Annotated in this window: 21 protein-coding genes; 5 read left to right on the top strand and 16 right to left on the bottom strand. The window is 39.6% G+C overall.

The window, feature by feature from the left end; translation table 11 throughout:
• Nucleotides 1–2: 2 nt before the first annotated feature.
• Complete coding sequence (locus PQ578_RS17105) at nucleotides 3–701, bottom strand: AIM24 family protein (RefSeq protein ID WP_165999775.1); 699 nt, start codon at nucleotides 699–701, stop codon at nucleotides 3–5.
• 149 nt (nucleotides 702–850) lie between these two features.
• On the opposite strand from PQ578_RS17105, the gene PQ578_RS17110 reads away from it, so the two are divergent.
• Nucleotides 851–1258 carry a DUF948 domain-containing protein gene (locus tag PQ578_RS17110; protein WP_273835649.1) on the top strand — a complete coding sequence of 136 codons (408 nt, stop codon included), beginning with the start codon at nucleotides 851–853 and terminating at the stop codon, nucleotides 1256–1258.
• 51 nt (nucleotides 1259–1309) lie between these two features.
• Complete coding sequence (gene cls / locus PQ578_RS17115; RefSeq protein ID WP_273835650.1) at nucleotides 1310–2809, top strand: cardiolipin synthase; 1500 nt, start codon at nucleotides 1310–1312, stop codon at nucleotides 2807–2809.
• A 42-nt stretch (nucleotides 2810–2851) separates the two neighbouring features.
• On the opposite strand, the gene PQ578_RS17120 is transcribed toward cls, so the two are convergent.
• Nucleotides 2852–3400 (bottom strand): GNAT family N-acetyltransferase, encoded by a 549-nt coding sequence (locus PQ578_RS17120; protein WP_273835651.1) that lies wholly within the window; start codon nucleotides 3398–3400, stop codon nucleotides 2852–2854.
• 250 nt (nucleotides 3401–3650) lie between these two features.
• Here PQ578_RS17120 and PQ578_RS17125 point away from each other — a divergent pair, with 250 nt between their 5' ends.
• Nucleotides 3651–4208 (top strand): histidine phosphatase family protein, encoded by a 558-nt coding sequence (locus tag PQ578_RS17125; RefSeq protein WP_273835652.1) that lies wholly within the window; start codon nucleotides 3651–3653, stop codon nucleotides 4206–4208.
• Nucleotides 4209–4494: 286 nt separating this feature from the next.
• Here PQ578_RS17125 and PQ578_RS17135 read toward each other — a convergent pair whose 3' ends face one another.
• The gene (locus PQ578_RS17135) at nucleotides 4495–4668 is read right to left on the bottom strand and encodes a hypothetical protein (RefSeq protein WP_273835657.1); all 174 of its coding nucleotides are present in this window, start codon (nucleotides 4666–4668) and stop codon (nucleotides 4495–4497) included.
• Between the two features lie 155 nt (nucleotides 4669–4823).
• Between PQ578_RS17135 and PQ578_RS17140 the strand changes: the two genes are divergently transcribed.
• The gene (locus PQ578_RS17140) at nucleotides 4824–6161 is read left to right on the top strand and encodes a DUF2254 domain-containing protein (RefSeq protein ID WP_273835658.1); all 1338 of its coding nucleotides are present in this window, start codon (nucleotides 4824–4826) and stop codon (nucleotides 6159–6161) included.
• A 50-nt stretch (nucleotides 6162–6211) separates the two neighbouring features.
• On the opposite strand, the gene PQ578_RS17145 is transcribed toward PQ578_RS17140, so the two are convergent.
• The 8 genes from PQ578_RS17145 to PQ578_RS17180 form a co-directional block, all read right to left on the bottom strand.
• The gene (locus tag PQ578_RS17145; protein WP_273835659.1) at nucleotides 6212–6748 is read right to left on the bottom strand and encodes a redoxin domain-containing protein; all 537 of its coding nucleotides are present in this window, start codon (nucleotides 6746–6748) and stop codon (nucleotides 6212–6214) included.
• 3 nt (nucleotides 6749–6751) lie between these two features.
• Nucleotides 6752–7138 carry a YueI family protein gene (locus tag PQ578_RS17150; RefSeq protein ID WP_224884604.1) on the bottom strand — a complete coding sequence of 129 codons (387 nt, stop codon included), beginning with the start codon at nucleotides 7136–7138 and terminating at the stop codon, nucleotides 6752–6754.
• Nucleotides 7139–7326: 188 nt separating this feature from the next.
• A complete protein-coding gene (locus PQ578_RS17155) occupies nucleotides 7327–8595 on the bottom strand; it encodes a M48 family metallopeptidase (protein WP_273835661.1) in 1269 nt (422 codons plus the stop codon).
• A gap of 191 nt (nucleotides 8596–8786) precedes the next feature.
• Nucleotides 8787–9038, bottom strand: a complete 252-nt coding sequence (locus PQ578_RS17160) for a hypothetical protein (RefSeq protein WP_273835665.1) — start codon at nucleotides 9036–9038, stop codon at nucleotides 8787–8789.
• A 139-nt stretch (nucleotides 9039–9177) separates the two neighbouring features.
• A complete protein-coding gene (locus tag PQ578_RS17165) occupies nucleotides 9178–10050 on the bottom strand; it encodes a Cof-type HAD-IIB family hydrolase (RefSeq protein ID WP_273835667.1) in 873 nt (290 codons plus the stop codon).
• A gap of 125 nt (nucleotides 10051–10175) precedes the next feature.
• Entirely contained in the window at nucleotides 10176–10298 is a 123-nt protein-coding gene (locus PQ578_RS17170) for a hypothetical protein (protein ID WP_255462048.1), read from the bottom strand.
• A 93-nt stretch (nucleotides 10299–10391) separates the two neighbouring features.
• Nucleotides 10392–10697 (bottom strand): AzlD domain-containing protein, encoded by a 306-nt coding sequence (locus tag PQ578_RS17175; RefSeq protein WP_273835669.1) that lies wholly within the window; start codon nucleotides 10695–10697, stop codon nucleotides 10392–10394.
• Entirely contained in the window at nucleotides 10690–11391 is a 702-nt protein-coding gene (locus tag PQ578_RS17180) for an AzlC family ABC transporter permease (RefSeq protein ID WP_420541578.1), read from the bottom strand. Before PQ578_RS17180 ends, PQ578_RS17175 begins: the two co-directional genes overlap by 8 nt.
• 111 nt (nucleotides 11392–11502) lie before the next feature.
• Here PQ578_RS17180 and PQ578_RS17185 point away from each other — a divergent pair, with 111 nt between their 5' ends.
• Nucleotides 11503–12072 (top strand): helix-turn-helix domain-containing protein, encoded by a 570-nt coding sequence (locus PQ578_RS17185; RefSeq protein ID WP_273835674.1) that lies wholly within the window; start codon nucleotides 11503–11505, stop codon nucleotides 12070–12072.
• Nucleotides 12073–12120: 48 nt separating this feature from the next.
• On the opposite strand, the gene PQ578_RS17190 is transcribed toward PQ578_RS17185, so the two are convergent.
• The 5 genes from PQ578_RS17190 to PQ578_RS17210 are packed head-to-tail and all read right to left on the bottom strand — an operon-like array spanning nucleotide 12121 to nucleotide 17865.
• Nucleotides 12121–13524, bottom strand: a complete 1404-nt coding sequence (locus tag PQ578_RS17190) for a dihydrolipoyl dehydrogenase family protein (protein WP_273835675.1) — start codon at nucleotides 13522–13524, stop codon at nucleotides 12121–12123.
• Nucleotides 13524–14669 carry a dihydrolipoamide acetyltransferase family protein gene (locus PQ578_RS17195; protein WP_337958026.1) on the bottom strand — a complete coding sequence of 382 codons (1146 nt, stop codon included), beginning with the start codon at nucleotides 14667–14669 and terminating at the stop codon, nucleotides 13524–13526. The genes PQ578_RS17190 and PQ578_RS17195 overlap by 1 nt, the downstream gene beginning before the upstream one ends.
• A gap of 14 nt (nucleotides 14670–14683) precedes the next feature.
• The gene (locus PQ578_RS17200) at nucleotides 14684–15679 is read right to left on the bottom strand and encodes an alpha-ketoacid dehydrogenase subunit beta (RefSeq protein ID WP_273835677.1); all 996 of its coding nucleotides are present in this window, start codon (nucleotides 15677–15679) and stop codon (nucleotides 14684–14686) included.
• On the bottom strand, nucleotides 15676–16740 hold the full coding sequence (gene pdhA, locus PQ578_RS17205; protein WP_273835678.1) for a pyruvate dehydrogenase (acetyl-transferring) E1 component subunit alpha: 1065 nt from the start codon (nucleotides 16738–16740) through the stop codon (nucleotides 15676–15678). Before pdhA ends, PQ578_RS17200 begins: the two co-directional genes overlap by 4 nt.
• Before the next feature lie 24 nt (nucleotides 16741–16764).
• Nucleotides 16765–17865 (bottom strand): Glu/Leu/Phe/Val dehydrogenase dimerization domain-containing protein, encoded by a 1101-nt coding sequence (locus PQ578_RS17210; RefSeq protein ID WP_420541580.1) that lies wholly within the window; start codon nucleotides 17863–17865, stop codon nucleotides 16765–16767.
• Nucleotides 17866–17887: the final 22 nt, after the last annotated feature.

Below are 17887 nucleotides of genomic sequence, written 5' to 3' on the forward strand. Positions count from 1 at the left end.
TTTCACCCCTGATTGTTTTGCATATATACTTCTTCATAAGGCTGGACGACCACAAAACCGTCTCCTTCGAATCTCATTTGAACAGACTCACCGCTCCCTCTACCAAAGAAAGACTTTAAAGAAATATCTGTTTGAAAATCCGGCTGCAATTGGCCAGACCAGGCTACAGTTGCATTTGGATCGGTAATAACTGGTTTCCCTGGTGAAACTCGAATTGTAAGAGGTTCATAATGGCTTGTAATCGCAACCATTCCGGGGCCTTGACAGGTAACATTAAATAATCCTCCCGCCATCATTCCTGTTATCCGTTTCATCATTTTGATATCCCACTGGATTCCATCTTCAAATGCAAGAAGATCATTCCCATTTACACTGATTGATTCTCCATTTTGCAAATGAAGAATGGATATCTTCTTCCCTGCATCCGCAAGATAGAGCTTCCCATTTCCTTCTGCTTTCATCAAAGAAGCGCCTTCACCTGTGAGTGCTTTTTTGAACATTTTCCCTAGACCGTGTTCAAGAATTCCTTCTCTTTCGAACTTTATTTGACCATTGTAAGTAATCATTGCGCCCGCTTTTGCCCAAACTCTTCCTGATAAGTTCACTTCTAGCATACGTTGTGTTTCTAGTTCAAAAAAGCCTTCTCCCTTATCTTTTTGTTCTGTAGACTTTACAAATTCCTCAATCGAATAACGATTCATTATTCATCTCTCCTTCCAGTTATTGATTACGTTTTAAAGTATACAAACGTTTCAATTTTCTGCAAAATGTTTTCACAACAATTTGTTTGCGTATAGCATGTTAAGGGTAAGAGAATATTAACTAATGGTCTTAAATGGGAGGTTATGAAATGGTTATTGTCTACATTAGCATCGGTATTGTTGTTCTTTCTCTTATTTATTTAGGATACATAGCAGTTAAGAACTTAAAAGAAACAAAAAAATCATTAACGAACTTATCGGAAACAGCAGCACGGTTTCAAGAAAAAGTTGATCAAATTAATGATGAAACAACTAAGCTAACTTTAACGACAGCATCAATTTCTGAAGGTATTCAAACTAAGAAAGAGACAGTTCAAGGCGTTATTCAGACAGCTAAATCCTCACCAGAACCCTTTAAAAAGCTTGTATCATCCATTAAGAATACGCCCAACCCGCAGCGTGAAACAAGAGATTCACAATTAGTTGAAATAGGTGATCAGCTTATTGATTTATGGGGTAGATACCGCGTGAAGCGTAAATCCAAACACGCTGAGTAAGGGCTATGCCCTTACTTTTTTTGTTCAAATTCAAATGAGGTGGGCTACATTATGAAACAAGCAAGACAAATACTATTCTTTCTTCTTATGACAACATCCCTTTCAATTATTCTGTTCACTTCTTTAGAGCCTATCTGGAAATGGGGAGCAGGCTTTCTTTATACCGCTATTTTACTATCTATTTTATACGTTCTATTACTTGAGGGAAGATCTCCCTACAAATCATTATTATGGATCTACGTATTGATCTTCTTTCCTATCGTCGGGTATGTTTTCTTTTTATTTTCTGGTCAACTCGAAGTAAAAGGGCATTTATTTAAAGAAAAGCGAACCAATGGACTGGAGTTTTTTCAGAAGTACATTAATTTTCCTGCTTCTGAAAAGTGGCACGAACTAAGTGAGCGAAATCAAAACTTTTCGAATCTCATTGCTACAATGGTCTCAAGTCCCATTAGTTTGCGATCTTCCACAAAACTTTTATTAAATGGGAAAGAAACGTTTACCACCATTAAAGACGAAATTGAAAAGGCCGAAACGTATATACACATGGAATATTACACGTTCCGATCAGATGAGCTAGGACTTTCAATCATTGATTTACTTATCAAAAAAGCGAAGCAAGGTGTTGAAGTTCGTGTCCTATATGATTCAATTGGGAGTCACAACCTTTCCCGAGCTTCGAAAGCAGCACTAAGGGACGCTGGTGCAAGTGTTCAACAATTTCTACCAATTAAATACGGGTTCGTGAATCAAACCGTTAATTTCCGAAACCATCGTAAAATCATTGTCATTGATGGGAAAGCCGGGTTTGTAGGTGGACTAAATATCGGTGATGAGTATGCTGGAGATATGAATTCATTGCCATTCTGGCGTGACAGTCACCTCCTTGTTAAGGGAGAGGTCCTTTCTGCTCTTCATGGCGTTTTCCTAATGGACTGGTCGTATATGTCTGGAGAAGAATTGCTATCAAGAAAATACCTTGATACTTATGATGTTGAAGGAGATGGAGGAGCACAGCTGGTTGCAAGTGGACCTGACACGAAAAGAGGCGCTATGTCTGATTTGTATTTCAGCTTAATCACTTCAGCTAGAAAGCGAGTCTGGATTGCAACTCCCTACTTTGTTCCGAATAAAGCCATTCGAACTGCACTAGCTATGGCTTCTATGAGAGGCATCGAAGTCAGACTCATTGTTCCTGAAATCAGTGACGGTTTTCTCACTCAATATGGAACACGGTCTTACTTTTCAGAGCTTCTTGATTATGGGGTCGAAATTTATATGTATCAAAAAGGATTTTTGCATCAAAAAATTATGATTGTCGATGATGATCTTGCTACAATCGGTACGGCTAATATGGATATGCGCTCTCTAAATTTAAATTTTGAAGTAAACATGTTCTTATTTCAATCAAGTACAATTCATGACTTAATTGAAGCCTATCAAAATGACCTAACCGATTCGGTAAGCGTAACAAAAGATTCATACAGTAAACGCGGACTTAAACACCGCACAAAAGAATCTTTCGCAAGACTGTTCTCTCCAGTTTTGTAATTTAAATTTAAGGATGAGACATTCTCTCATCCTTAAGTTTATCTAAGCTTTGTACCATTCTTTTGTTAAGATTGAGTACATAATCAAATCCATATACACTCCTCCTGCATACACATAATCCCTCAAAACACCTTCTTCACGAAATCCTAGATTTTGCACAAGCTTTCTCGAAGAATTGTTATTTGGGTGAATTAATGCTCCAATTCGGTGAATATTCATTTGTTGAAAGGCGAACGGAATCATGGTTGAAAGTGCTTCAGACATGTATCCTTTGCCTTCTTTTTCTTGATTTAATTCATATCCCATTTCTATGCGATTCACCCGTTTTGCCCAGTTATGTAAGCCACAGGTCCCAATCAATTCTCCAGTCTCTTTTAACTCAATTCCAAAACGGATAGCCTGTTTTTTTTCAAATCCTTGTTTGAAACTCATTAACATTCCTTCTATTTCTTCAATCCCTGTCATTTTTTCGCTACCATAGTACCTCATTGTGTGCGGATTTGAAAATATAGATAGGAGAACAGGAGCATCTGATTCTCTTAATTCTCTTAATCGTAATCGCTTTGTTGATAACTCTGGGAATTTTTCCACTTCGCTCACTCCTATTGAATCTAATTTTCATACTTTTCAAACACTTCCTTATGAAAAAAATGCTTAAAGAATGGATAACCATACTTTAAGCAAACAGGGGGTAAAACATCTTGTTAAAAAGGGGTCTCTCTTATAACGACTATGCCGCCATAAAAGTTTCAATATTCTACAAATGATTTCCAACAAACCTTATGAATGTTAAAATCGATCATAGTATTCCTTACTCAAATTACGAGGAGCGGCGACAATAATGAAAAAAATATATCTCGTCAGACACTGCCAGGCGACTGGCCAAGAACCAAGTGCTTCATTAACAAAAGAAGGACGTAACCAGGCTACAAAGCTAGCTCAAACTCTTGGATCTATCCCGTTTGATAAATTGTATAGTTCTCCTTTTAGACGTGCCGTCCAGTCGATAGAGCCACTTGCACTTCAATTAGATAAAGCGATTACGTTGGATGATCGACTAGAGGAAAGAACGTTATCTGGAAACCCAATTGACAATTGGTTAGAAGAATTAGAGAAAACTTTCAGAGACCTTTCTTATACCGTTCCAGGTGGCGAATCAAGTCAGAAGGCTATGTCAAGAGGCTTTGCTGCGGTTAGTGAAGCTATTCATCACACAAAAGAATATGCCGTCCTGATGACTCACGGAAACCTATTAACCTTAATGCTACATCACTTCGATCCAACATACGATTTCAAGACTTGGAAAGCTCTTAGAAATCCTGAGATTTACTGTCTACATTTTCAAAATGGTGAAATAGACTCTATTGAAAATGTAGCATTAATAGAGGATACACCTTAATGGCTGAACGCTATTCTCGTTTTCATTGCTGTGCTACATGTATTCATTTCGAAGTTATAAAAAGGGCAAGAACAACTTATCGCTGTGTAAGACTGGGGTTTGAAACGAAGCCTGCTTATCAGTTTAATTGCTGGGAACCAAAAGAGATTGTCAAAAAGAGAATGGAAAAAGAAAACATTTCGAGGGCTGATAATAACCTATAAATAAGCTGTAATAGAACACTTCATATCGTTCTGCATATGCCTTGAATCTTTCTCTTCTTGAATGTCTTCTAGCTAGAAGACATTCAAGAAGAGGTACCTGACATAGCCATCTCTTCCTTCCATTTATCGATTAGCTCTTGTGGTACATCCCAACTAATCCACGAAACCATAATTTTCACATCTTGATTCTCGACAATCCAATATTCATATCTTTTCTCGGAGAAATTCTCAATGATGCCCGTCCGGTCTACCTTCATCTATTGATCCTCCTTTAGTTGACTTTACTTCCTTTATACCCTAAAAACAGTGTACTTAATTCTCTTTTGCTCTTCTCCACTTTCAATATATGTATGAAACATCCCCTTATCTTCACATACTAACCCTAATCTTTTTATTTGGAGGCAAAGGGGATATGGAGCATAATAAGTTTAAACGAATCCAATCAAGCTTCTGGTTTATCCCAACATTCTATGGGGTAGGGGCATTTCTTGCTGCCATTTTAACTCTGGTAATTGATCGTACAGTTATTCAAGGGCAACCTGTCGTTCTTCCCTATTTTTTCTTTGCCACCTATGACACAAGTGTTACGATCTTAAGCACGCTTGTTTCCTCCATGTTAACAATGACCACAATTACGTTCTCAACAATAATGGTTGTTCTTACAACGTACCTATCTAACTTCTCACCAAGAACCCTACAAAACTTCATCACAGATCGCATTACAAAAAGAGTACTTGGTATTTTCGTTGGAGGCATTATTTATTTTATTATACTTCTTCTTTTAATTGAACAAAGCAGTCAAGATGATGTCGTCTATCTTTCACCCGTTTTCGCCGTTATTTATGCCATCGTCTGTGTAGCCTATTTTGTATTCTTTATCCATCACGTTTCAAATTGGATACTTGTCGGCAATTTAATTCACCACATTACAATGAACACATTGACCACAATTGATCGTACTTTCCTAGACTTTGAAGAAGCTAATCAAGGTAACCTTGCTTCGTGGGACTCCTGGGAATTAGATGAGATTAAGATGAAAAAACCGATTTCGATACGATCAACAAAATCAGGGTATTTACAAAATATCGATTTACCTGATTTAATTTCAACCGCTACAAAACTTGATTTTATCATTCGACTTGAACGTGATATTGGAGAGTATGTTGATGAAGGAACAGTCATTTTTTCCTACTGGTCTTCTTCAGATCAGAATCCCAATCAACAGGTTCTACTTAACACACTCTCACTTGGAACAGAACGAACGACCGATCAAGATATTGAGTATGGCATTCAAAAGCTTGTTGAAATAGCCTTAAGAGCGATTTCACCTGGAATTAATGATCCAAACACAGCCATTAACTGCATTAACCGATTAGGAAGAGTATTATCACGCCTTGGGCAAAAACACATCCCTCATCCTCTCTACCATGATGCCAAAAAGAACTTAAGGGTAATTACAAGGCCAATCACATATGATACGTACCTTTATAAAAGCTTCTATCAGATCAGGCATTATGCGAAGGAAGATGTATCCGTTCTAGGATCGATTCTACACTCGTTAGTGTTAGCTGCTGATGGAAACAAACACGATACGCACGAAACCATCTGGGAGTTTGGGCAATTCGTTATTAGAGGGTTTGATCCTAAAGTTCTCGATAAGTTTGATCATCGCTACATTAATGAAAAACTTGAAAGACTAGCGAAAGCGACAGGTTTTCAAGATGCTTATCAGCCGATATCACACAAATAGCTTCCATTTTCGCAATAAGAAAAACGGTCTCAGTTTCCGAGACCGTTTTTTCATTTTACTTGATCAAGCCATCCTTCCATGTCTTTTAACGTCAACGGACCTACTCGTTTCTGCCGAATAACTCCTTCACGATCAATCATGAATGACGTTGGCATTGAAATAACTTGATAAAGATTCTCCCCAACTTTGCCTTCTCGATCCATAAGAATCGGGAATGTTAGGTTATGTGATTCCACAAATTTAGGAATGGCTTCCTTATTGGGTTCAAACTTAGTGAAATTCACGGATAATACCGCTACTTCTTCCCCATATTCATCTGAAAATTGTTGAATATCAGGCATTTCTTCTTCACATGGTGGACACCAGGTTGCCCAGAAGTTCAAGAAAACAGGTTGTCCTTCATAATCTGAAAGGCTGACTTCTTTGCCTTCCATCGTTTCAAGGGTAAAATCTGCCGCCTGATCACCAACCTCAGTACCAACACTTCGATCAGCAATCACAGTCTTATAGATACCCCATCCAAGTGCAACCGCAAGAACAATCAACACAAACTTCTTAATCATTTTTATTCTGGCTTTTTTATTCATCCGTTACTCCAATGAAAAGCGATCATCACGAATAAAAACCTCTTCTCGCTCAACCGCTTCCTGTTTTGAGGCTAGAACTAGACCAAGCGGTGTGTCTGTTTCTTTGTCATTCACAATTGTAAATGATATAGAAAGCTTGCTTGCTTCCTTAATATATTTTGAAAGCATCGAATAGGATAAGTCCCCGTTCAAATAAAGAATCCCATTACGAACTCTTCTCATTTCTTCTTTCACTTCTTTATAAACATTATTTTGCGCAACTTGTCTTTTCGTAAGGGCAATATAAACTCGCTCTCTAAATGTTGATAAGAACAAGGCTTTTTCGGCTGGCTTTAATTCCGGTGTTCCATATATGCCGGCATCAAGTACTCTTTTAATTTCTTCGTTCACGTTTGTCACCTCATCATCATTAATCTAACAATATGCATAAAGCACGATCTCATACTCTACTTTACTACTCACTATTCATCCTATACTATCTTTCCTTTTTCTTAAAGTGAAGGTTCTGTTACGGTAAGAGCACTTCAAAACAGGATACCCTACAAGTTGTTAGTTATTCATACAAAAAAAGACGCCCCTTAGTCATTGGGAGCGTCCTTTTCGTATTCATTTAACATAATTAGTCGTTCCATCATCGTAGGATGCCCATATTTAAAGTATTTTACGATAAATGGCGGATTCACTTCATTTAAGCTGTTTACAGTCAACGTTTGAAAAGACCCAATTGCGGCATCAACATCATGAGTCATTTCGATAGCATACGCATCTGCTTTCATTTCAGCGTTACGAGAAATTGCTAGTTCAACAGGACTAGCAACGAAAGACATAAGTGAAAAAAGCAGGAATAATGCTGGTAAGGATGCAAGATCTGATGCTGAGGTAACTCCCCATGCATCACCCCATTTTCGAATCATCGCTCCTAGAAGCCTGTATGCGAGATACAATCCCATAAAGCTCGTAACGAGTGCACCAACTAAATTTCCATATAAATGATTCATCACATAATGACCCATTTCATGAGCCATAATAAACAGCACTTCATCATCATCTAGCTTATTCAGAGTGGTATCCCAAAGAACAATTCTTAAATTTGAACCAATACCAGATACATAGGCATTCATTGCGTTTGTTTTCTCTGACATGTTTACTTCAAATACTCGATCAGCTGGAATGTCAGCACTATCCGCCATTGTAAGAATTTCTTCTTCTAGTGCTTTATCTGTTAGGGAAGTAAAATCATTATATAAAGGATCTATGACAACTGGTTGAATGTACATCATAAAGGCAAGATACGGAACCATTAGCCCCCACGCCATCAGCCACCACTTTTTCTTATAACGTTTCATTAACGCATAAAGGACACCGATAATAAGGGATGTCAATAGAATGTCAATCCAAAAGGATATCATTTCATCTTTCATCCACCCAGAGAACGATTGAGTGTTAATGCCGTACTTAACTGAAAGTGATCTCGCCCAATAATGCAGAGGAAATGTGAGCAACCATGTAAACGTTGTAAGTAGAAGCAAATAAAGAGGAACCACAACGGCACTTTTTCTAGAAACCCCTTCACTAAATTGCTTAAACAGCTTTGATAAGCCAAATCCAAGAACGGCTAAATAAATTAACCATTCATAGGGGATTGCGATAAAAGATAAAAAACTTCTGTAACGTGAATACTCCTCTGATAGTTCTAACTGCCTGTCTGTCATGAAAGTTGCTGGATCTGCCGCTGTCCCCCGATACGCCTCAGGTACTCCAAAATCCGCCCAATTAAATAAATAGAGCCCCAGAATCAGGGCATACATAGAGAATCCTAGAATGATCCATGTTATACGTTTCTTCATCTTCATTCTCCTCCCGATACGACCTCTATATAAATAGTACGAGCAAAACATTTTTTTAGAACAGGCCAATCACGGTCTCTCCTATATGTTCTACAAAATCACTATAAACCTTTCAATAGAATTTAAAAGGGTAATCTAATCAATGCCCCTCAAAAAAAGCCGACAGATAATCTGCCGGCTTCCTAACGCATTTATGAACTTTCCACATAGACATTTGTACGATCGTAACTGTGATCAAACCGATTGAGGATACCACATACCGGGCATTCGGCAAGGACATGAAGTTCAACAATTGGTGCCTGACTGCTTTTTGTCGTAATTCCCGTTGCTTCAACACGATCATTTGCATGAACGTTTTCCTTAGCAATCGGTATAAACCACGTATACTCTGTTTCACACATCCGACACGTTGCTTTTTCTTCAATTTCTGTTGGTTTCATCATTGTTTTTTTCCAGCTCCTTTAGCAGAGTATTTCAAAGACTGCGCGAACAAGGGTCCGGAAAACCTCCTTCAAACTGGGAATCCCTTCCTATAAAAGCAGTTCCCGTTGTCAAAAAAGTTAAACATCTTCTGGACTTCTCTTAACTAGAAAGAAGATCTTCGTCCATTAATTTATAAATAGCATGCGCAACGCCGTCATGTTCGTTGCTTTTCGTGACAAACGAAACTTGTTGTTTTATTTTCTCATCGGCATTTCCCATCGCGATGGAATAGGATGCTTTTTTAAACATGGAAATGTCATTATAATTATCTCCAATTGCAGCCGTTTGCTTCATATCTAGTCCAGTTTGGGCAACAAACGTCTCAAGAGCTAGTCCCTTTTGTGCATTCTCGTGATTAATTTCGAGGTTTTCTTTACCTGATGAGGTCACAACTGTCTTCTGTACACTTTCCGCTGAAGAAGCCGCTCGTTCCAATCGTTCTTCATCAAAAGAGAAACTAAGGAATTTATAGACATGGAGGCTTTTATCTGACAACAATTCATCAAAGTTATCAACGGCCTTGAGTGACAAACTCTCAAACTGACGCTTAGCGCCAACAAGCAATTCTTCTTCAGTTAAATTAGGATTTGAACTTTTCATCATATCGATGATTAAGTCAATCGTGCCCTCATAGTCATGAGTGAATACACCCTTGTTGGTAAATAGCTGATAATAAATACCTTCAGCATCAAGAATTCCTTTTATCGACTGAACTTGCTCATCATCAAGGTAAATGGCGTGTAAAATGTCTCCTTCAATTGAACGAATCTCAGCACCGTTATAGCAAATGATCGGGAGCTCTAGACCAGTGCCTTCAAGTGGCTTTTTGGCACCATCATAAGCTCTCCCAGTATTAAGAACTACTGTAATACCTTGACTCTGTGCTTCTCGAATAGCATTTACATTCTCAAAACTAACAGTTTGTTCGTTCGTTAACAGCGTCCCATCCATATCAATTGAAATACATCTCATAAGGGCAACATCCTTTTCTATTTGGTCCTATCTTTGTTGCAAAGTTCTTGAATAGTATAGCAAAATTTTAATGCACATTAAAAAGCAAAGAAAAAAAGAGCTTTCGAAAGCTCTTTTTCAACACGTTATCTTTTATTGTGAAAGAATAAGTCAATAAATGAGGAGATTACTTCGACAGATTGGAACCAAACGAGTGACACAGCGGTCATTGAGAAAAAACCAACCATCAAAATACGAAACAAATGCATGTTTCATTCCTCCTCTTTAGAAGACAATATTTAGTTTTACTTTGGTTATATCACAAAAATCAGAAAATATAAATCATTAAATTTTTGATTATATTAAATAAAATAGGCATACGTACTTAAAACCGCTACTGCAAACATAACGACAACGATTAAGTTTGCCCCAAGGTATGCAGCAAAGATTGCCGCCACAGCTCCAATAACACCAAATAGAAAATCATCATGGATTGAAAGGATGCCAGGAAAGATGAGCGCCCCTAGAATAGCGAAGGGAACATTCTTTAGTACGTTTTGAACAACAGATGGTATTTTATCTGAGTTAAAAAAAACGAGTGGAATCATTCTTGGAATATACGTCACAATAGCGAGACCTATAATTAGCCAGATCATCGTGTTACTCACTTTCCCCCTCCCCCATCACCCACTCAACAATTATGGAAGACAACAAAGTTGCAAGCACAATCCCCCAGCCAGTTGAAAACTGAGCGAACGCAAGGAAACTATTAAATAAAGCAGCAAGGGCCGCGAGAAAAAGCACTTTCCGACTTTTTTTAGCAGAGGGAATAAGCAGCCCAATAAACATTGCATAAAGCGCAACGCTCATTCCTTGCTGAATCACACTTGGGAGCGTAGCACCAGCTAAGTAACCTCCCCCTGTAAAAAGAACCCAGCTGGAATAAGAGATCAAACATAAACCAAACATATATCCAGTCGTGAGTCTACCTGCTTTCGTTGCTGAAACCGTAAACGTTTCATCTGTAATACCAAAGGCATAGATTGCTTTTTTCCATGGTGTATCTTCTTCCACTTTCTCATTAATAGAGGCACTCATTAGGAGATGTCGAATATTAACGATAAAGATTGTAAAAATAATTTCAAATGCACCTGTGCCAATCGCGATTAAGCTTAACGTAATGTACTGAGCAGCCCCAGCAAAGACGAGGACGCTCATAAGAACAGCTTCATAAAGTGTAAGTCCTGTCGTTCTTGCGAGTAAACCAAAGGTCAGGGCAACTGGCATATACCCGACAGCAATGCTTATTCCTGCCTTTAATCCCTCTCCAAACTCTGAATCGTTTGCTACGCTTGCCTCCATCATATCCCTCCTGTTGCTCTAATTTGTTTAATATATTAAACTTATTGTATGTTATATTAAACGAATTTTCAATAAATGATCTCCATCAAACAGTTAAAAAAGGAGTATGTAATGGAAAACCAATCGTTAACGCAACAAATCGGTCAGAAATTAAAAAAACTGCGTCTTGAAAATAGATTAAGTCTCGATCAATTATCAGAGCGATGTTCTGTTAGTAAGCCAATGCTTGCACAAATTGAGCGAGGAGCTTCGAATCCTACCGTTAACACGTTATGGAAAATTGCTAACGGACTGGGCGTATCTTTCACAGCATTCATTGATGAAGAACAGCCCGTAATCAAAAAAGTAAACAGATTTGAAATAGAGCCTCTAATAGAAGAAGGCGGAAGTATGAAAGTCGTTCCCCTCTTCCCTATGGAACCTGGAAAATCATTTGAAACTTTTTATATTGAACTTGCCCCGGGCTGTAACTATCTTTCAAACCCTCACCCTGAGGGCGTAGAAGAATATGTGTTTATTGAAGAAGGGAGTATGAGCCTTGAAGTTGATACACAAACATTTATAATTTCACATGGAGAAAGTTTAAGATTCACAGCAAATTACCCCCACTATTATCGAAATACTTCTGATCAACCATGTAAAGCCACAATGATCATTCATTATCCCTCTCCTTTCCGCTGATCAGTAGATTTTTAAAAGCAAATCAAAAAACGCTCCAATCGGAGCGTTTTATTGACCTACTTTTGTTTCCACCTTGATCTCCACTGTACTTTCAATTGCATCCGTCCATGCTTCTCCATAACCTGGATGTGGTGTATAAGGATAGATAAAATCTTCATCCCTCGCACCCATTTCAATAGCAAGCGTTGCTTTTTCAATGAGTTCTACTGCACCAGCACCTATGGCATGAAATCCTAACAACACATGATTTTCTCGATCACGATGGATCACAACCTTTCCTTCTGTGTTTCCAGTGACCATCGCATAACCGTTTGCTTTCATTGAGGAGCTCGCTGTCATCACTTCGTAGCCTGCTTCTTTCGCTTCTATTTCGGTTAACCCTACCGACGATATCGGAGTTTGAGTGTGTATGACCTTTGGAAGGCATTCAAGCGAGAAGGCAGACTTTACCCCACAACAATGATCTGCAGCTGTCTTTCCCTGCTTGATTCCTTTCACTGCGAGGAAAGGTCCTCCTGTTAGATCACCACAAGCATATATGTTTGCGCTTGCTGTTTTACATTCCTCAGAAGTAGGAATGGTGCCATCATCCTTTATATCAATTCCTACTTGGTCCATCCTTAACGAATCGCTATTTCCGACTCGGCCAATTGAATAGACGATGATCTCTGTTTCTACTTCTACGTTCTCTCCTTTAGCATTACAAAAAACCAAGGTCTTTTCACGTTCCTTCACCAGACAACCGGATACTCCTGTGTACAAGGAGACTTTTTGCTTCTTAAACTGCCTTATCGATTCTCGTTGAATGCTTTCATCCCATTCAGGAAGAATGGTCTCTTGATCCGTCACAATCGTTACTTCAACTCCTAGCGCACGAAACGTGCTAGCAGCCTCTATTGTGAGATAATCAGACCCAAACAGGATAAGCTGATTTGGAAGAGACGATAAAGTATAAAGATGTTCTAACGGAAAAATATTAGGGTGAGAAGAGGATGAAAGAAAGTTAGGCGTAATCGGTCTGCTACCCGTCGCAAGAATGACATGGTTAAATGACCATACCTCAAATTTCTCCCCCTGTTCAGCTCCAATCCTGTTTTCTGAGAGAAAAGATGCCTGTCCTTTTACACATTCGATGTTGCTTGAATGAAAGCGGGCTTGTAGTCCTCTTTCCATCGTAGTAATCAGAGAATTCTTTTCTTTTTGCCATTTGTCCATGCAAAATGCGGGTGTCACCGTAATTCCTGGTGTCTTTTCATGCATTTTCCTAGCAGCGGTTGCAAGCAGTTTTGAAGGAATGCATCCGCTATGGAGGCATTCCCCACCGGGACGAAATCGATCAATTAGCGTAACGTCTCTCCCATTCTTAGCAGCACGAAATGCCGCTTCATATCCGGCTGGACCTGCACCAATTATGACAACGTCTTTTTCATGTATAATTTCACCTACCACCATTAGACAAGCTCCGTTAATAGTAGGGAAGGTTGTTCAATCAATTCAATAAAACGATTCGTAAAACGCATAGAGGTACCTCCATCTGCAATCCGGTGATCAAATGTCATAGAAATCGACATAATCGAGCGGATGATAATTTCATCATTCTCTGTTACAACCGGCATTTTCTTCGTCTTATGGAAAGCGAGAAGGGCTGCTTCTGGATAATTAATAATCGGCGTAGCTCCTGTACTGCCAAGTGGCCCTGCGTTACTAATAGTAAACGTACCAGATGATAGGTCTTTGCTAGTGAGTTCATTGTTCATTGCTGCTTTATGAAGGCTTTTCATTTCTTTATGAATTTCGTTGATTGAGAGTTTATCACAATGATGGATAACCGGAACGATTAGTCCTTCTTCCGTATCAGTAGCTAAACCAATATGAAGATCGGGCTTCAAGTAAATCAGACCTTCTTCTTCTCTTAACTCCGAATTAAAAATAGGGAACTCTTTTAACGCCACGCATACCGCTTTAATATAAAAAGCAGCAACTGAAATAGATTGACCTTTACCTTCTTTCATTGCCTTTTTCATTTCTAAGATGTTCGTTACATCAACTTCGTCAAAATGAGTCACATGTGGAATGGTTAAAGTGGACTTTTTCATTTTCGCTGAAATTTGTTTCCGTCTTGTTGAAAAGGGAATGGTTCGTTCCTTTGCTTCTTTCTCTATTGCTCTCTCTGTTTCTTTTTCTTCGGGCTTTTGAGTTGTCGCAAGATGCCTAAAAACATCTTCATCAGTAATTCGTCCCGCTGGCCCTGTCCCCTTAACTTCCTCAATATCGATATTATTTTCGCGCGCAACTTTTCTCGTGAAAGGGGCCGCTAAAATTCTTTTCTTTCGGTTAGGAAGCCGTGTTTGCTCGGTATGCTGTGGAATTGGAGAAATCGTTAACAGCGTCCCTCCTACTTCAATAACTTCGCCTGCTTCTACATAAATCGTTTCTACTTTTCCTGCAAAAGGAGACGGGAGCTCCGCCGTCACTTTATCGGTCTGTACTTCGACTAATGGCTGGTCAACTAGCACATGATCGCCTGGCTTAACTAGAAGCTGCACGATTTCGCCTTCTGACATTCCTTCTCCAATGTCATGCAATTTCACATCCATCATTCAACCTCCCTTCAGAAGCGAACTGTCTCTTCAATCGCTCGCAAAACTTTGTTAGCATCCGGTAAATAATCATCTTCTAGCGTAAACAAAGGAACAGGCGCATCATAACCCGTTACTTTTTTAATAGGAGACTTCATATAAAGAAACGATGTATCATTAATGATTGAAATCACTTCACTACCGACGCCGCCAGAGGAAGGGGCTTCATGGATAATAACCGCTCTACCTGTTTTCTGCACCGATTCTGCGATCAGTTCTTTATCTAAAGGATAGAGAGAACGAAGATCGATAACATCACATCCTACTCCTTTAGCAGCAGCTTTCTCCGCTGCTTCTTCCGCAACTTTCACCATTGCTCCCCATGCAAAAAGGGATACATCCTCTCCAATACGTCGCCTATAACCTTTACCAAGTGGAATTGTATAACTTCCTGTAGGAACGTCACCTTTACCAGTCCGGTACATTTTCATCGGCTCAAGAAACAGCACCGGATCAGGATCTTTAATACTACTAATTAATAACCCCTTTGCATCATGTGGCGTTGAAGGAACAACTACCTTCAACCCAGGTATGTGAGTAAAAAGCGCTTCTGTACTATCACTATGAATTTCAGGGGCCCGTACACCTGCTCCATAAGGTACTCGAATCGTAAGTGGCACGGTATATCGACTTTGCGTTCGGGTTCGAATGCGCGTTGCATGAGTAATTAATTGATTAAAGCCTGGATAAATAAAGCCAAGAAACTGGATCTCCACAACAGGAGTATATCCATTCATCGCAAGTCCAATTGATGTACCAATTAAACCTGATTCTGCAAGAGGTGTATCCATCACTCGCTGATCACCAAACAGTTCAAACAAGCCGTCAGTTGCTCTAAAAACTCCGCCGTTTCTTCCTACATCCTCTCCTAGAACAAGGACAGACTCATCTTCTTCAAGAACCACCTTTAGTGCTTCTGTAATCGCCTGCACCATCGTTAGCTTTTTCATATTGACCGCTATGCTCATTTCCCACTCTCCTTATGAAAAAAGCGCTCCTTTTGTTCTTGAACCGGCCAAACATCCGTCCCAAACACATGATCAAATATAAGTCCTTCATCCGATTTTTTTGTTTTTTCCATTTCCTCAACAGCAAGTTGTAATCGTTTCTCAGACTTTTTCTTAAGCTCTTCCTCCCAATCAGCATCCCAGCTACCTTCAGCTTTCAGATACTTTTCAACTCGACTAATTGGATCATCCGTCTGCCTTCTCCGTTCACTTTCTCCCTGGTCACGATATTTCGATGGCTCATCGGTCGTCGTGTGAGCTCCATAGCGCCATGTAACCGCCTCAATCAACGTTGGACCATCACCTTTTCTCGCACGTTCAACTGCTTTTAGCGTCTCACTATACACAGCAAAAACATCATTTCCATCCACTCTTACACCAGGCATGTCATAAGCGAGGGATTTTTGAGCAATGGTTTTTGTATTCATCTGTCGCTCGACCGGAACGCTAATGGCGTAGCCATTATTTTGATTAAAGAAAACCACTGGAATTTGGAACACACTCGCAAAATTTAATCCCTCGTGAAAATCCCCTTCCGATGTTGCACCGTCTCCAAAATATACAAGCGATACTCTGTCGCTTCCTTTTTTCTTCTCAGCCCATGCTGTACCAGTCGCATGAAGAATTTGGGAAGCAATCGGAACGGATGGTGGAAAAATGTGTTTTCCTTCTGGAGGAACACACCCTTCAATACATCCTTTCCAGTAAAGAAAGATATTGACGAGTGAATGCCCAAAAGCTGCCGTTGCGGCATGATCACGATAAGTAGGAAACATCCAGTCACCATCTTCTAAAGCTAGAGCACTTCCAATTTGCGCGCCTTCCTGACCTTCAAACGGAGCATAGGTACCGATTCGACCCTGACGCTGGAGATTAACAGCTTTTCGATCAAACATACGAGAAAACATCATTTGTTCATAAAATCGTTTTGCATTCGCTACCGTAATGGATGGATTTTCTTCCAGTTGTTTACCTTCTCCATTGACTAATTGAATAAATGGGAATTGCTCAGTTACGTCCATTAAACTCCCCCTCTCACATTAATATTAAGAGCGAACAGACCATTTCCCTGGTTTCTTATGCGCAAAGAAGCTATTTCTCCGTTTTCGGCTTTCAATTCGCTGTTCACAAAAAAGATTCGCCGCTTTTATCGTTGAAAATGAGTGAGTCTCCGCCTGCTCAAAAATGGACAATAACGTATCGTAAATCGCCTTTGTTTTTTGAAGCACTCGTTTGGGGTTTGGTGAATACAATTCATCAGATACCTGGATTAAGCCCCCGCTATTTACAATATAGTCAGGCGCATAAAGAATACCGCGTTCATTGAGCTGATCGCCGTGCTCATTTGTTAAAAGCTGATTATTCGCAGAACCGACAATCGCTTGTACTTTAAGCTTATGGATGGTTTGATCATTAATGATCCCTCCAAGTGCACAGGGAACAAAAACATCGGCGTCTGCTTCGTAAATGTCATCTCCAGTAACGACCTTTACCCCCTGGTTGAGCTCAATCGCTCGTTGAATTAAGCGATCAATCGCTGATTGATTAATATCTGAAACAATCAAATCTGCTCCTTTTTCAAGAAGCATTTCCGCGACTTTATAGCCAACCTTTCCAAGACCTTGAATCGCATATGTTCTCCCACCTAATTCTTCTGAACCGAAAACAGTTTTATTCGTAGCTTGTATGCCGTAAAGAACGCCGTTAGCTGTTGGAATTGAGGAATCTCCACTGCCACCATATTCTTCTGGAACCCCTACAATACAGCTACTTTCTCTTAGTGAATGAACAAAATTATCAGGAGTTGTTCCCATATCTGTTCCTGTGTAAAATCGTCCATTCAACGATTCTACAAATTGACCAAAGGCTCGAAAAAGCTCAGGCGTCCGATCTTTCAGCGGATCACCGATAATCACTGCCTTGCCACCTCCAAAATCCACATCAGCAGCTGCACATTTATACGTCATGCCTTTGGAAAGTCTTAAGACGTCTTCAATGGCATCATCTACCGTTTCATAGGGACGCATTCGACATCCACCAAGCGCTGGTCCTAGCGTTGTGTTATGTATGGCGATTATGGCTTTTAGACCTGTATCAGCATCATTACAAAATAATAATTGCTCATGCTCTTCTATGCGATCAAACACGATTTTCACCCCTTTATGAAAT

The organism is Guptibacillus sedimenti, from assembly GCF_028610665.1.
GTDB classification, from domain to species: Bacteria; Bacillota; Bacilli; order Bacillales; family Guptibacillaceae; genus Guptibacillus; species Guptibacillus sedimenti.